At 65.8% G+C, this 12,999-nt stretch carries 8 protein-coding genes; 5 read left to right on the forward strand and 3 right to left on the reverse strand.

The features are described from left to right. Positions 1–84: 84 nt before the first annotated feature. The 3 genes from dxs to AC1RMG_RS28535 all read right to left on the reverse strand — a co-directional run bounded on the left by dxs (position 85) and on the right by AC1RMG_RS28535 (position 3,225). Positions 85–1,986: a 1-deoxy-D-xylulose-5-phosphate synthase gene (dxs, locus tag AC1RMG_RS28525; protein WP_065363609.1), complete on the reverse strand. Its 1,902-nt coding sequence runs from the start codon at positions 1,984–1,986 to the stop codon at positions 85–87. 112 nt (positions 1,987–2,098) lie between these two features. After that, on the reverse strand, positions 2,099–2,986 hold the full coding sequence (ispA, locus tag AC1RMG_RS28530) for a (2E,6E)-farnesyl diphosphate synthase (RefSeq protein ID WP_019092778.1): 888 nt from the start codon (positions 2,984–2,986) through the stop codon (positions 2,099–2,101). After that, the gene (locus AC1RMG_RS28535; RefSeq protein ID WP_493170807.1) at positions 2,983–3,225 is read right to left on the reverse strand and encodes an exodeoxyribonuclease VII small subunit; all 243 of its coding nucleotides are present in this window, start codon (positions 3,223–3,225) and stop codon (positions 2,983–2,985) included. Before AC1RMG_RS28535 ends, ispA begins: the two co-directional genes overlap by 4 nt. Before the next feature lie 367 nt (positions 3,226–3,592). On the opposite strand from AC1RMG_RS28535, the gene AC1RMG_RS28540 reads away from it, so the two are divergent. The 5 genes from AC1RMG_RS28540 to AC1RMG_RS28560 are packed head-to-tail and all read left to right on the forward strand — an operon-like array spanning position 3,593 to position 12,997. Beyond that, positions 3,593–4,384 (forward strand): YfaP family protein, encoded by a 792-nt coding sequence (locus tag AC1RMG_RS28540; protein WP_019092777.1) that lies wholly within the window; start codon positions 3,593–3,595, stop codon positions 4,382–4,384. Positions 4,385–4,421: 37 nt separating this feature from the next. Then, entirely contained in the window at positions 4,422–6,134 is a 1,713-nt protein-coding gene (locus tag AC1RMG_RS28545) for a DUF2138 domain-containing protein (protein WP_019092776.1), read from the forward strand. Next, positions 6,119–6,778, forward strand: a complete 660-nt coding sequence (locus AC1RMG_RS28550; RefSeq protein WP_125063962.1) for a DUF1175 domain-containing protein — start codon at positions 6,119–6,121, stop codon at positions 6,776–6,778. The genes AC1RMG_RS28545 and AC1RMG_RS28550 overlap by 16 nt, the downstream gene beginning before the upstream one ends. Continuing rightward, the gene (locus AC1RMG_RS28555) at positions 6,775–11,352 is read left to right on the forward strand and encodes an alpha-2-macroglobulin family protein (protein ID WP_493170809.1); all 4,578 of its coding nucleotides are present in this window, start codon (positions 6,775–6,777) and stop codon (positions 11,350–11,352) included. The genes AC1RMG_RS28550 and AC1RMG_RS28555 overlap by 4 nt, the downstream gene beginning before the upstream one ends. Before the next feature lies 1 nt (position 11,353). Further along, the gene (locus AC1RMG_RS28560) at positions 11,354–12,997 is read left to right on the forward strand and encodes a DUF2300 domain-containing protein (RefSeq protein WP_152686475.1); all 1,644 of its coding nucleotides are present in this window, start codon (positions 11,354–11,356) and stop codon (positions 12,995–12,997) included. Positions 12,998–12,999 lie beyond the last annotated feature (2 nt).

Raw genomic sequence — 12,999 nt, forward strand, 5'->3', positions numbered from 1 at the left:
AGTGGGAGAGGCTGCACAGTGAAGGCCAAAAAGCGACGCCCGCATGGCGGGCGTGCAACAGCGGCTACAGCTGGCCGTTGTGGATCAAGCCAGGCCCAGCAGCGCCAGGCGCTGGCGCACCGAGGCCTCGATGCCGGCTTCGTCGAGGCCGCACTCGGCGAGCATCTGCGCCGGTTTGGCGTGCTCGACGTAGGCGTCCGGCAAGCCCAGGTGGAGGATCGGCTTGAGGATGTTTTCCCGTGCCAGGTATTCGCTGACCGCACCGCCGGCGCCACCCATGATGGCGTTTTCCTCGATGGTCACCAGCAGTTCGTGGCTGCTGGCGATCTCGCGTACCAGGGCTTCATCCAGTGGCTTGACGAAGCGCATGTCGACCACCGTGGCGTCGAGGTTCTCGGCCACTTGCAGGGCTTCGGCCAGTTGCACGCCGAACACCAGCAGGGCCACTTGCCTGCCCTGGCGGCGGATCACGCCCTTGCCGATCTCGATCGGTTCCAGGCTCTTGTCGATCGGTGCGTTGGGGCCGGTGCCGCGCGGGTAGCGCACGGCCGCAGGGCCGTTGTACAGGTGCCCGGTGCTGAGCATCATGCGCAGCTCGTTCTCGTCGCTCGGGGTCATCACCAGCATGCCGGGGATGCAGCGCAGGTAGGAGAGGTCGAAGCTGCCGGCGTGGGTCGGGCCGTCTTCGCCCACCAGGCCGGCGCGGTCGATGGCGAACAGCACGTCGAGGTTCTGTACCGCCACATCGTGGATCAGCTGGTCATAGCCGCGCTGGAGGAAGGTCGAATAGATCGCCACCACCGGCTTGGCGCCCTCGCAGGCCATGCCGGCCGCCAGGGTCACGGCGTGCTGCTCGGCAATTGCCACGTCGAAGTAGCGCAGCGGGAAACGCTCGCTGAAGGCCACCAGGTCCGAACCTTCCTTCATCGCCGGGGTGATGCCCACCAGGCGCGGGTCGGCGGCGGCCATGTCGCACAGCCATTCGCCGAACACACCGGAGTACTTCGGCCCGCCGGCCTTTTTCGGCGCGGCCGCCGGGGCGTCCAGGGGTTCCAGCTTGGTGATGGCGTGGTAGCCGATCGGGTCGACTTCCGCCGGGGCGAAGCCCTTGCCCTTCTTGGTCACCACATGCAGGAACTGCGGGCCCTTGAGGTCGCGCATGTTGCGCAGGGTGGCGATCAGGGTCGGCAGGTCATGGCCGTCGATGGGGCCGATGTAGTTCCAGCCCAGTTCTTCGAACAGGGTGCCGGGGACCAGCATGCCCTTGGCGTATTCTTCGGTGCGGCGAGCGATTTCCCAGGCCCCGGGCAGGCGCGACAGCACTTTCTTGCTGCCTTCGCGCATGCTGGCGTAGGTGCGGCTGGAGAGAATCTTGGCCAGGTAGTTGGACAGCCCGCCGACATTGCGCGAGATCGACATGTCGTTGTCGTTGAGGATCACCAGCATGTTGGCGTCCACCTCCGGCGCATGGTTCAGGGCCTCGAAGGCCATGCCCGCGGTCAGGGCGCCGTCGCCGATCACGGCGATGGCCTTGCGCTCGCTGTTCTGCAGGCGTGCGGCGATGGCCATGCCCAGGGCAGCGCTGATGGAGGTACTGGAGTGGCCGACGCCGAAGGTGTCGTACTCGCTCTCGGAGCGCCGCGGGAAAGCGGCCAGGCCGTCTTTCTGGCGCAGGCTGGCCATCTGCTCACGGCGCCCGGTGAGGATCTTGTGCGGATACGCCTGGTGACCCACGTCCCACACCAGCCGGTCGTCCGGGGTGTCGAACACGTAATGCAACGCGATGGTCAGCTCGATGACCCCGAGGCCGGCACCGAAGTGCCCGCCGGTCTGGCCGACCGTATAGAGCAATTCCAGGCGCAACTCATCGGCCAGGGTTTCCAGCTCGGCTTCGCCTAACCGGCGCAGGCCGTCCGGCGTCTGGGCGCGGTCGAGCAGCGGCGTGGTCGGGCGTTTGCGGGGAATCTCATGAAACGTCGTGGGCATCAGGCGAATCGTTATAGGTATAGAAAGAGGCGGCAGTTTACCTTATGCATCGCAAGCTGCCCACGCAGAGCGCCGAACTTGGCCGATATGCGGTCCTGCTACGGACCGCCGATCAGCTGCGGCGTTCGACGATATAGCGCGCCAGCTCGCGCAGCGGCTCGGCCGCTGCGTCAAACGGACGCAGGGCATGCAGCGCCTGGTCGCGCAGTTCCAGGGCGTACTCCTTGGCCGCGGCCAGGCCCAGCAAGGCCGGGTAGGTCGGCTTGTCCCGGGCGATATCGGCGCCCTGGCGCTTGCCCAGGGTGGCGGTATCGCTTTCGACATCGAGAATGTCGTCCTGCACCTGGAACGCCAGGCCAATGGCCTGAGCGTAGGTTTGCAGGGCCTTGAGCTCGTCCTTTTCGGCCCGGCCGCTGGCCAGGGCGCCAAGGATCACGCTGGCTTCGATCAGTGCCCCGGTCTTGTGCCGATGCATGTATTCCAGGGCCTGCTGGTCCAGCTTGAGCCCCACGGAGCCGAGGTCGATGGCCTGGCCGCCGACCATGCCCGCCGGGCCCGCGGCCTGGGCCAGGGTGGTGACCATGCGCAGGCGGATCTCGGCGCTGGCGTCGCTCAGGGCCGGGTCCAGCAGGGCGCTGAAGGCCAGGCTCTGCAGGCCGTCGCCGGCGAGGATCGCGCAGGCTTCATCGAAAGCCTTGTGGGTAGTGGGCTGGCCGCGGCGCAGGTCGTCATCGTCCATGGCCGGCAGGTCGTCGTGCACCAGGGAATAGGCGTGGATCAGCTCCACCGCGCAGGCGGCGCCGTTGGCTTGCTCGGGCTTGCCGCCCAGGGCCTCGCAGGCGGCGTAGGCCAGCAGCGGGCGCACGCGCTTGCCGCCATTCATCACGCTGTAGCGCATGGCTTCATAGAGGCGGGCAAGTTCGGGGCTAGGGGCGGTGAACAGGGTGTGCATTGCAGCGTCGACGCGGGCCTGGCTGGAGGCCTGATAGGCGGTAATCATTCCGGCTGTTCCGCATCGAAGGGCTGTTCCGCCAGCTCGCCATCGCGCTCCAGGAGGATCTGCACCTTCTGCTCGGCCAGGGCCAGGGCCGCCTGGCAATCGCGGGTCAGGCCGATGCCTTGCTCGAAGGCGGTCAACGAGTCTTCCAGCGACAGCTCGCCGTTCTCCAGACGCTCGACCAGGGTTTGCAGGTCGGCGAGGGATTGTTCGAAATCTAAGGCAGCTTTTTTGCGGGCCATGGCGGCTATCCCGGTTGACGTTAAACCGGCGCGACACTAGCAGACAGCGGGGTTTCGGGCAAATGAGAAGCGCCCGCTGGCGGGCTTCGGGCGGGGGGCGTTGGGGTAGGGGGGCTGGGGTTTTCACGACGCGCATTGCTCCCGAGATTGAAGGGGGTGATGGCGCTGTAATGGCACTTGCTGCGGGGGGTTCAGGGCATTGCCGATTCCCTCGCAAATTCCTTTTTCGGCAATTGTGCAACAGGCGCCAAGTCGCTAATCTGCGGCCTTTCCAACGCCCTTTGTTGCCGGGCACTCTTTCTGAATATTTGCAGCCGCGCCGAGGATCTGGCGCCAGGGTTTTCCCATGCATGGCAGGACGCATTACATGCGCGCTCTATCCTCCCTTCTGCTGACCTTGCTGCTGGCCGGGCCGGCATTCGCCGAGCCTTCTGCCGAGCTGCAGGAACCCCTGGCCGGCTGGCGTTATTCCGGCCTGCTGGACCGCACCGAGCAGGATCGCGTGGCCTATCCGACGCCGCCCATCGACCGCGGCATCCAGCGCAACCGCACCCTGATCGAAGGCCAGCTCAAGGCCATTGGCCATTTGCGCCAGCCCCACAGCCTGTCGGTCAACGGCAACCCGTTGAATCTCTATACCGACGAGCAGGGCCGTTTTGCCCGGCCCTATGCGTTCGGTGCCGGCTCCAACAGCGTCGAAGTGCGCAGCTCCGAGGGCAAGTCCCTCAAGCGCGTGCAGTTCTATGAAGCCAACCTGAACAAGACTCCACCGCGCATTCGCGTAGTGCTGGGCTGGGACGATCCCAAGGCCGAGCTGGACATGCACATCATTACCCCGGACGGTCAGCACGCCTTCTTCGGCCACCCCGGCCTGACCAATGGCGGCGGCCTGGACCCGGACGGCGTCGATGGCCCGGGCCCGGAAATGTTCACCATGACCGCACCGCTGCGGGGCACCTACCTGATCTACGTGAACTACTGGGGCAACTTCGGCAGCGGCGGATACAACTTCGACGAAGGCAGCAATCAGAACGAGGTGATCACCTCGCAGATCAACCTGATCCTTAACGAAAACACCGTCGATGAGAAACGCGAGACCTTTATCGTGCCCATGCGGGCCATCGGCGACCTGTTGCTGGTCAAGTCTTTCAACTATTGAACATCCCGCACCACGGATGAATTGGGCTTTGTGAATCATGAGCGAAAACACAGCATCCCCGGCAGCCGGCGTGCCCGGTACTGAACAACCCGCCAGCAAGCGGCGCTGGCCGGTCCTGGTCATGGGCCTGTGCCTGGTGGCGGCCGCGGTCACCGGCGTGGGCTGCAAGCCCAAGACTCCGGTGGCGGAGCTGGCCGGCGACAAGCTGGGCCTGAGCCGCCCCGATGGGCTGCTGGAAACCCATTCCCTGGCGCAGTTGCCCAAGGACCTGCTGGCGGTGCCTTTCCTCAAGGAAACCCTGACCGAGGATTTCGTCTTCTATTACCAGACCCACGCCGACCGCCTGGGCCTGATCGGTAGCCTGCGGCGGATCATCTACGAGCATGACCTGAAGCTGCAGGACAACCTGATCGAGCAGTTGTTCGACCAGCCGGCCGACGTGGCGCTGTGGCGCGGCGCCGACGGGCGTCTCAAGGACTTCCTGCTGGTGATGGACCGCGGCGGCCTGGCCAAGCTGCTGGAGCCCCTGGCCAAGGTGGCCCTGGATGACACCCAGTTGAGCAAGCTGGCGGACCTGAAGGTCGGTGGCGATGCGGTGACCCTGTACCAGTTGAATTACAACGCCAGCCGGTCCCTGGCATTCGCCTCCCACGGCGACAAGCTGGTGGTGCTGTCCAACCCCGCCAAGCTGTACGACCCCGCCACCGGCGCCGACGACGAGCATGGTGCGGTGTCCACCACCGCCCTGGAGGCCCTGCTCAACGGCGACAAACTGTTCCCCGAGGCCTTTGGCCTGGAAGCGCGCAAGCCTGAAGTGCAGCAGCGGCTGGCAGTCAATTCCAGCGTTTTGGCCATGGGTTACCAGCGCTTTATCCCCAACTTCGCCGGCCTGCGCTTCGACATGGACGACAAGGGCTGGCACAGCTACCTGGCCATGCAAGAGCAGGACAACCAGCCGGCGTTCGACTTCAAGCCGATCTGGCAGGCCATGCCCATGGGCGCCAGCGCCTGCGTAGCCTTGCCCCTGGCGGCGGAGCAGCAGAAGCCGTTGCTGGTCAAGCTGGGCGCCGAAGAAGCGGTGGCCACCACCCTGACCGAGCACATGGCCGGGACCGCCGGCCTGTGCTGGTACGCCGACTCGCGGCTGTACACACCGCTGCTGGTGGCCAGCCTCAAGGACAAGGACAATGCCAAGCTCGATGCGGACCTGGGCAAGCTGTTCGGCTCCATGGTCGGCACCCGGGAAAGCAAGGTGGCGGAGCGCATCTTCCCGGTGGTCGAGCAGCAGAACGGCGACGTGCACCAGTGGCAGCGCCAGGTCAGTTCCAACTTCGGCCAGTACCCGGCCAAGGAAGCCAAGGACCCGCAAACCATCACCGGTCGCGCCTTCATGCAGGTCAGCCTGGCCCGCCATGGCTCGACCCTGGTGTTCTCTCTGGATGACAAGCTGGTGAACAAGGCCCTGGGCACCCTGGACAAGCGCTTCCCGCCCCTGGCGGACGTGGTGCCCAAGGATGCACTGATGCCGGTGTACCTGGGCCCGCAGTCCCTGGCCCAGCTGATCCAGCAGGAAACCTTCGACAGCCTGCCCCAGGACATGGAGCCGGTGTTCAACAACGCCGCGCAAACCTACCTGGTGCCCAAGCTGCGTACCCTCGGCGGTTATGGCAAGTACGCCCTGACCCTGCCCGAAGGCAGCGAGCCCGACGGTCACTGGCAATGGCTGCCCCTGCAATGGCGTGCCCTGTGAGTGCACTGCGCAAAGGTCTGACCAGCCTTGGCCTGTTGGCCTTGTTGCTGAGCAGCGCCGTGGGCGCGACCCAGGCTCCGCCCCTGGACGTGCAGCAGTCCCAGGTGTTCCGTGCCTGGTTCGTGCGCATCGCCCAGGAGCAGTTGAGCCAGGGCCCGAGCCCGCGCTGGTACCAGCAGGACTGCGCGGGCCTGGTGCGCTTTGCCGCCAACGAAGCGCTCAAGGTCCACGACAACAAATGGCTGCGGGCCAACGGCATGTCCAATCGCTACCTGCCGCCGGAGCTGCAACTGAGCGAAGGCCAGCGCGGCCTGGCCCAGCAGTGGCAGCAGGGCGGCGGCCAGACCGGGCCCTACGTCAATGCCATCAAGCTGATCCAGTTCAACAGCCATCTGGTGAGCCGTGACCTGGGGCAGGCGCGCCCCGGTGACCTGTTGTTCTTCGACCAGGGCGACGACCAGCACCTGATGATCTGGATGGGCCGCAACATCGCCTATCACACCGGCACCACCACTCCCACCGACAACGGCATGCGCTCGGCTAGCGTGCAGCAACTGATGACATGGAAGGACACTCGATGGATACCCGACTCAGCCAACCCCAACTTCATCGGCATCTATCGACTGAACTTCCTCACCCAATGAGCGAATCCCGTATGTCCCGTTTTCTGTTTCGCCTGACCCTGGCCCTGACCCTGCTCACCCCCGTGGCCCTGGTCAACGCCGAAGACTCGGTGCCGCCCAGCGACTATGCGGCGGTCTCCGGCGAGAGTTTCTTCCTCCTGGCCGACAGCAGTTTCGCCAGCGACGAACAGGCCATGGTGCGCCTCGAGGCCCCGGGCCGTGACTACCGGCGCTTTCGCATGGAGCCCTATGGCGGCGCGGACATCCGGGTGTACCGGATCGACCAGCCGCTGGACTTTCTCAAGCGCCAGAAGAACCTGCACCGGGTGGTCAGCGACGGCCAGTTCAAGGGCGAGGGCCTGTCCAACACCCTGGCCTACCTGTGGGACAACTGGTACCGCAAATCCCGCCGGGTGATGCAGCGCGCCTTCTCCTACGAGTCACGCAAGCAGGTCACCGAAGAGGTGCCGGAACTGAAGGTGGGCAACTCCATGCTGGCGCCGACGCCGTATGACGCCCAGCCGCAATTCGCCCTGATCCCGGGGCTGCCCCTGGTGACCCAGTTCCGTTATCCGCTGTGGCAGGCCAAGCCGATCCAGCCGCCGGCCGGGGTAAACCTGTCCGGTTCCTCCAGCCAGTTCATCAACGTCGCCCCGGGCAACGTCTACATCCCGCTGGGGCAGCTCAAGCCCGGCCTGTACCTGGTGGAGGCCCTGGTGGGCAAGTACCGCGCCACCACCATGGTCTTTGTTTCCAACACCGTGGCGGTGAGCAAGATCGCCGGCGACGAACTGCTGGTCTGGGCCGCGGGCAAGCATGAAGGCAACTCGGTGTCCAAGGTCAATGTGCTGTGGACCGACGGCCTCGGCGTGATGAACAGCGGCGCCACCGACGAACAGGGCCTGGTGCGCCTCAAGCACGTCAGCCCCGAGCGCTCCTACGTGATCGGCGAAGACCAGGAAGGCGGGGTGTTCGTCTCCGAGAACTTCTATTACGACAGCGAAATCTACGACACCAAACTGTATGCCTTCACCGACCGGCCGCTGTATCGCCCGGGGGACTGGGTATCGCTGAAGATCGTCGGTCGCGAGTTCAAGAACGCCCGGGACTCGGTACAGCCGGGTGCCGGCACGGTGAACGTCAGCGTGCTGGATGCCGCCGGCACCGCCCTGCAGAACATGACCCTGAACCTGGATTCCAAGTCCGGCGCCCAGGGCCGCTTCCAACTGCCGGAAAATGCCGTGGCCGGTGGTTATGAACTGCGTTTTGGCTACAAGGGCCAGGTCTACAGCAGTGCCTTCCGCGTGGCCGAGTACATCAAGCCGCACTTTGAGGTTTCCCTGGCCCTGGCCAAGCCGGACTTCAAGACCGGCGAGCCGGTGAAGGGCAACCTGGTGCTGCTCTACCCCGACGGCAAACCGGTGGCCAACGCTCGCCTGCAACTGAGCCTGCGGGCCCAGCAGCTGTCCATGGTGGACAACGAACTGCAGTACATGGGCCAGTTCCCGGTGGAGTTGACCAGCGCCGAACTGACCACCGATTCCAAGGGCAGTGCGACCCTCGACCTGCCGGCGGCGGACAAGCCCAGCCGCTACATGCTCACCGTATTCGCCAGTGATGGCGCTGCGTATCGGGTCAAGACCACCAAGGAAATCCTCATCGAGCGTGGCGCGGCGAGCTTCAGCCTCAGCGCGCCGCAGCGTTTCAGCGCGGCCGGCGACAAGGTGCAGTTCAGCTACGCCAACCAGAACACCAGCGAGCAGAGCAAGAACGTCAAGCCGAGCCGCTACGGTTGGGTGCGCATGGAGGACCAGTCCACCGGCGAGGGCAAGCTGGCTGCCGCCGACAGCGGTTTCGCCCTGGCCTTCGAGCGCCCCGGTACCTACAACCTGACCCTGCGCGACGAGCACGATCGTGTACTGGGCGGCACCAGCCACTCGGTCACTGGCGAGGGCGTGAAAGCGGTGCCGGGCACCGTGGAAATCGTCCTCGACAAGCCCGAGTACAAGGCTGGTGACGAAGCCCTGGCGCTGATCACCTTCCCGGAGCCGATCAACGACGCCCTGCTGTCCCTGGAGCGGGACAAGGTCGAGGCCACGGCGCTGCTGTCCAAGGGCGGCGATTGGCTCAAGGTGGAAAAACTCAGCCCCACCCAATACCGCGCCCGGGTGCCGGTGAAGGACGGCTTTGCGCCGAACCTGACCTTTTCCGTGCTCTACACCAAGGGCGGCGAGTACAGCTTCCAGAACGCCGGGATCAAGGTGCTGACGCCGCAGATCGATGTGGCCATCCATACCGACAAGGACAAATACCAGCCGGGTGACATGGTCACCGTCGACCTGTCTACCCAGTTCGCCGGCAAGCCGGTGCCCGCACACCTGACGGTCAGCGTGGTGGACGAAATGGTCTACGCCCTGCAACCGGAAGTGGCGCCGAGCATCGACCAGTTCTTCTACCACCCGCGGCGCAACAATGTGCGCACCAGCGCCAGCCTGTCGTTCATCAGCTACGACGTGGCCCTGCCGGGCAGCCCCACCGCCCCGGGCAAGGCCAACCGCAGCGAACGCGGGGTCAAGGTACTGGAGCGTCCGCGGCGCGAAGACGTCGACACCGCTGCCTGGCAGCCTGAGCTGGTCACCGACGGTAGCGGCAAGGCGCGTTTCACCTTCCGCATGCCGGATTCCCTGACCCGCTGGCGCATCACTGCCCGGGCCATCGCCGATGATGGCCAAGTGGGGCAGAAAAAGCAGTTCGTGCGTTCCGACAAGGCCCTGTACCTGAAGTGGAGCGGTCCGACCCGCTTCCGCACGGGTGACAAGCCGGACCTGGGGGTATTCGCCTTCAGCCAGTCCGAACAACCCACCAAGGCCGAACTGGTGATCCATTACGCCGGGGAGTCCCAGCGCCTGCCGCTGACCCTCAACAGCGGCATCAACTATGTGGCGCTGCCGGCCATTGCCCCGGGCAATGGCGAGTGGAGCGCCGAGCTGGTGCAGGGCGGCAAGACCGTGGATGCCCTGGCGGTGCGCCTGGTGAGCAGTGCGGCCGGCTGGCAGAGCGTGCAGACCCAGAGCCTGGACGTGGTCACCATCAGCACGCCGCTGGGCCTGCCGGCCGATGCTGCGGACATTCGCCTGCGCCTGGACGACAGCCCGCAAGCGCTGTTCCGTTCGGCCCTGGATGACCTGCTGGAATACCCGTATGGCGGCGTCGAACAGACCGCCAGCCAGTTGCTGCCGTTGAGCGTTGCCTACCCGGCGCTGGCCAGCAATCCGCAGATCCGCGACCGGCTGCGGCTGATGATGCAGAACAGCCGTCTGCGCCTGGTGCACATGGCCGGGCCGGAAGCGGCATTCACCTGGTGGGGCGAAGATGCCGAGCCGGATGCCTTCCTCACCGCCTACGCCTATTACGCCGACTGGAATGCGAGCAAGGTGCTGGACCTGAACCTGCCGCCGGAGCACTGGCAGCGGGTGCTGGAGGTCTACGCCAAGCAGGCTGGCAATACGCCGTTGCTGCAACGGGCGCTGATCCTGTCGTTCGCCCGTGAAATGAAACTGCCGATCAACACCCTGGTCAGCGGCCTGATGGACGACCTGGCCAAGGCCGGTAGCGGCCCGGCAGCCAGCATGCAGGACAACGGCAGCGACAGCCTGGTGATGGACGATCCGGATTCGGCCCTCGGCCTGGCCAGCGCCCGGGTGCTGGCCGCGGCCCTGGCGCGGGATGCCAAGGTCACGCCACCCGCGGCGTTCGTCGCCCAACTGGAAGCGGCGCAGCAGCAATTGGATATCAGCTCCCAGCCGTTCACCCAGGCCCTGAGCCTGTCGCTCAAACCGTTCGACCAAGGCGCGGCGCGTGCCTTGCTGCAACGCCTGCTGCCGTCGCAATCGACCCTGGAACGGGCCCTGGCCCTGACCTGGTTGCAGCGCAGCATCGCCCAGTCGACCCCGGCGGTGGCCTTGAACCCGGGGCAGGGCTGGCAACAGCGCCAGGGCGCCAGCGGTGAAAGCTACTGGCAGTGGCAAGGGGCGCAGGTGCCGACGGTACTGGCCCTGGGCTCTGTGCCGGAACGTCCGCTGCGGGCGTCGGTGAGCTACCTGAGCAAGCTGGACATGGGCACGCCGTCGCCGGTGAACATCACCCGCCGCCTGTTGCGCCTGGTGCCGGGGGACGAAGCCTTCACCTTCAAGCTGGAACCGGTGGGCAACAAGCCGATCGCCAGTGACGGCCTGTACCTGGACGAAGTGATCATCGCCAACGAAGGCAACCGGCCGCTGCTGTACGGCATGCTGGAAGTGCCGCTGCCGCCGGGCGCCGATGTCGAGCGCACCACCTGGGGCATCAAGCTGGCCGGCCCGGCCGGTACGGAGGCGGCGTCCCTGGAGAAGGCTCGTTCCGAACCTGGGCAGATGAGCTACGCGGTGCCGCTGGATGCGTTGAACGACGGCAGCGAAGTGCGCCTGCGCCATCTGGTTCGCTTCTCCCAGAAAGGCCAGTTCAATCTGCCGCCGGCACGTTTCTACCAGGTGTACGCACCGGAGCATCAGGCTCAGGAACGTACCCCGGCCCTGGGTCAGGTCACGGTCAAATAACATGGTGCGGTGCTGGGCCTGGCTATGTCTGTGTTTGCTTCCTGGGTGGGTGACGGCCCAGGACGAGCCTCTGCGCCTGGCCTGGAAAACCGCCCCGGACAGTGAGCTGGTGAGCCTGAGCAAGACCCAGGTTCTGTCTCGCGAGCCGTTGCCCAAGGATCTGCAAGCGCCCCTGGGCAGTGTCTGGAAACTCTTTGTCTACGCCTGGCTGGTGGACACCGGCGCCCAGGAGCCGGCCTATGCCTGCCAGGGCAAGTCCAAGGAAGAGGTCTACTGCTGTGCGGTGGGCGCCAGCATCGCCCGTGATCAGGCGCTGGTACGTTCCTGCGGTTTGTATTTCGAGCCCCAGCGCTTGCAACTGTCCGCCGCTGACTGGCGCCATTACTGGCAGGCCCGCAACGCCCCCGACTGGTTGCAGGACCTCAACCAGCTGCAGCCCCAGACCCGGGTCCCGGTAGCGGAACTGCTGCAGGTGCTGGCGCTGTTGCCGGCCCGGGACACGGCCCGGCGCGTGCTGCTGGATGTGGTGCTCAATGCCGCCGACGGCGCTGTAGTGGGCGCCTTGGGCGGGCGCTTGCGGGTCAAGACCTGGAGCTGGCTGGCGGATCAGGACCCGCAATCGCGCCAGGGTGGTTTTGCCGGCTGGCTGGTGGATGGCACACCGCTGTGGGTGGGCGGGCGTGGCACCAGCCAACGGGTGTTGAAGGACTACGCCCAGGCCCTGAACCAGGAACTGCCGGACAACCCGCCTGTGGATAAAGGCCGCTGTGTGGAGGTCAGCCTGTTTTCCCGCTACCCGCTCAAAAGCGTCAGCCAGGGCGGCCAGCCGGCTAAACCGGGTGCCTTGCAAGGGGATTACCGGGTGGAGTTTGCCAACGGCAACCAGCTGGATATCCACAGCGCCGGCGAGCTGTTCCTGCAGCAAGACCCTGCGGCCCAGCGACTGGTGGCGCGCCTGGACCGTGAGGAATATGTCGCTCGGGTACTGCAGCGCGAAGCCACCAGTGAGCCAGTGGAGGCCGCCAAGGCGCTGGCCGTGGCCATCCGTACCTACCTGTTGCAGAACGCCGGGCGCAGCGGCGAATGCCTGAGCATCGACGACAGCAGCAACCGCCAGCGGGTCGCGCCGCGCCCGGCCACTGCCCAGGCCCGGGCCATTGCCGCCTGGACCAGCGACCTGGTGCTGGCCGGCACTCAAGTCACCTACCACTCGGACCTGAAGGCGCCGGACAAACTGTCCTGGCAACAGGCCGTGGAGCAGGCCCGGTCCGGGCAACGCTACGACGCCATCCTGCTGCACGCCTATCCCCGGGCCAGCCTCAGCCGCTGGGACAACCCCGTGGCCTCCTGCGAACCCTTGCCGGCGGCCCAGGAGTGGCTGCTGCAGCAGCGCCGGCGCTGGCGCCAACCGCTGGAGCAAGAGATCGGCTACAACGAAATCAGCCAGTTCGCCGTGTGCCGCCTGAGTTTCGGCCGGCCCTACGTCGACCGTGAACGGCAACGCATCTATGTGCGGGGCGTGCTCTCGCTGCAAGACCGCCTCGACCTGACTCACGAATACCTGCACCTGGCCTTTGAAGCTCATCCCAACGGCCAGGATGAAACCTACATCGAAGGGCTCGCCCGTCATCTTTTATTGGAATAGGC

The sequence above is a fragment of the Pseudomonas sp. GW822-FHT04H02 genome, from assembly GCF_058800645.1.

Bases quoted from the DNA above. Each gene is read 5' to 3' on its own strand.
- dxs (WP_065363609.1), bottom strand. From the start codon at position 1,986: ATGCCCACGACGTTTCATGAGATTCCCCGCAAACGCCCGACCACGCCG.
- ispA (WP_019092778.1), bottom strand. From the start codon at position 2,986: ATGATTACCGCCTATCAGGCCTCCAGCCAGGCCCGCGTCGACGCTGCA.
- AC1RMG_RS28535 (WP_493170807.1), bottom strand. From the start codon at position 3,225: ATGGCCCGCAAAAAAGCTGCCTTAGATTTCGAACAATCCCTCGCCGAC.
- AC1RMG_RS28540 (WP_019092777.1), top strand. From the start codon at position 3,593: ATGCGCGCTCTATCCTCCCTTCTGCTGACCTTGCTGCTGGCCGGGCCG.
- AC1RMG_RS28545 (WP_019092776.1), top strand. From the start codon at position 4,422: ATGAGCGAAAACACAGCATCCCCGGCAGCCGGCGTGCCCGGTACTGAA.
- AC1RMG_RS28550 (WP_125063962.1), top strand. From the start codon at position 6,119: ATGGCGTGCCCTGTGAGTGCACTGCGCAAAGGTCTGACCAGCCTTGGC.
- AC1RMG_RS28555 (WP_493170809.1), top strand. From the start codon at position 6,775: ATGAGCGAATCCCGTATGTCCCGTTTTCTGTTTCGCCTGACCCTGGCC.
- AC1RMG_RS28560 (WP_152686475.1), top strand. From the start codon at position 11,354: ATGGTGCGGTGCTGGGCCTGGCTATGTCTGTGTTTGCTTCCTGGGTGG.